Below are 1450 nucleotides of genomic sequence, written 5' to 3'. Positions count from 1 at the left end.
GAGCAATAGTCAAGACTTGTGGATGAGAAATCTTGATCAGGCGGCTGCGGCGTCGGAGGTGACGGGTTCGGTCGTGGCCCGTTCGACGAGGCGGCCGCGTTCGAAGCGGGCGCCGGCGCGGACCAGGGCGACCAGGTGCGGCGCGTTGACCGCCCGCCACCGCTGCTGAGCGGCTTCGATCAGCTTGAACGCCATCGCGAGGCCGGCGGCCTTCGAGCCAGGCCCTTTGGTGACCTTGGTGCGGTGCCGGACCGTGGCGAACGTCGACTCGATCGGGTTGGTGGTGCGTAGGTGCACCCAGTGCTCGGCCGGGAAATCGTAGAAGGCCAGCAACTCGTCGAGGTCGTCGACGACCTTGGCGACGGCCTTGCCGAACTTGGCGCCGTAGGCCAGCTTGAACGCGGCGACGGCGCGGCGGGCGTGGTCGCGGTCCTCGGCGTTCCAGATTTCGGCCAGGGCCTTCTTCGCCCCGGGATGCGCGGACTTCGGCAGCGCGCCGAGGACGTTGGCGATCTTGTGGAACCAGCAGCGCTGCTCCCGGGTGGTCGGGAACACCTCACGAAGCGCGTTCCAGAAGCCGAGTGCCCCGTCGCCGACGGCCAGGATCGGGGCGCGCATGCCGCGGCGTTTACAGTCACGCAGCAGGTCGGCCCAGGACTCGGTGGACTCGCGGTAGCCCTCGGCGAGCGCGACGAGTTCCTTACGGCCGTCGACGCGCACGCCGACCATGACCAGCAGGCACAGTTTCGCCTCGTCCAGGCGCACGTTCAGGTGCACGCCGTCGGCCCACAGGTAGACGTAGTCGACGCCGGAGAGGTCCCGACCGTTGAAGGCGCGGGCCTCGTCCTGCCACTGCACGGTCAGCCGGGTGATCGTCGCGGCGGACAACCCCGAGTTGGTGCCGAGGAACTGCTGCAACGCGGGCACGAAGTCCGACGACGAGAGCCCGTGCAGGTAGAGCAACGGCAGTACTTCGTTGATCTGCGGGGACTTGCGGCACCAGGCGGGCAGGATCGCCGAGGCGAACCGCTGACGCTCGCCTGTCTCGTCGGTGCGCTTGTCGTTGACCCGCGGCGTCACGACCTCCACCGCGCCGGCGCTGGTGAGCACCTGCCGCGGCCGGGCGTGACCGTTACGCACCACCAGCCGGCGGCCCTGCTCGTCCAGCTCGGCCACGTGCGCAGCGATGTAGGCGGCGACCTCGGCTTCCAGCGCGGCGGCGAGCATCCGGCGGGCACCGTCACGCACGATCTCGTCGATCAGCGACGCGCCCGTCTTGGCCGGCTCGGACACGGTCGCTGGCGTGGGCTCTTCCGGGTTGACTACGGTAAGCACGGGCGTACCTTCCCGGCCCGCGTTGGCGCGCGGGCTCTACTCGATTCCTTGGACATGGAGCGTCGCCGGGAGGGTACGCCTCCCGACGCTCATCCACAGGTTTCGAGCATTGCTC

At 69.2% G+C, this 1450-nt stretch carries 1 protein-coding gene; it reads right to left on the bottom strand.

Annotated elements, in window-relative coordinates:
- Positions 1-36: 36 nt before the first annotated feature.
- The gene (locus B0E53_RS36490; RefSeq protein ID WP_107079919.1) at positions 37-1293 is read right to left on the bottom strand and encodes an IS256 family transposase; all 1257 of its coding nucleotides are present in this window, start codon (positions 1291-1293) and stop codon (positions 37-39) included.
- Positions 1294-1450 lie beyond the last annotated feature (157 nt).

Origin of the sequence: Micromonospora sp. MH33, from assembly GCF_003013775.1 — a bacterium.
GTDB classification, from domain to species: domain Bacteria; phylum Actinomycetota; class Actinomycetes; order Mycobacteriales; family Micromonosporaceae; genus Micromonospora; species Micromonospora fulviviridis.
Note: the sequence above shows the minus strand (reverse complement) of the source record. Positions and strands in the feature narration are given on the sequence as shown.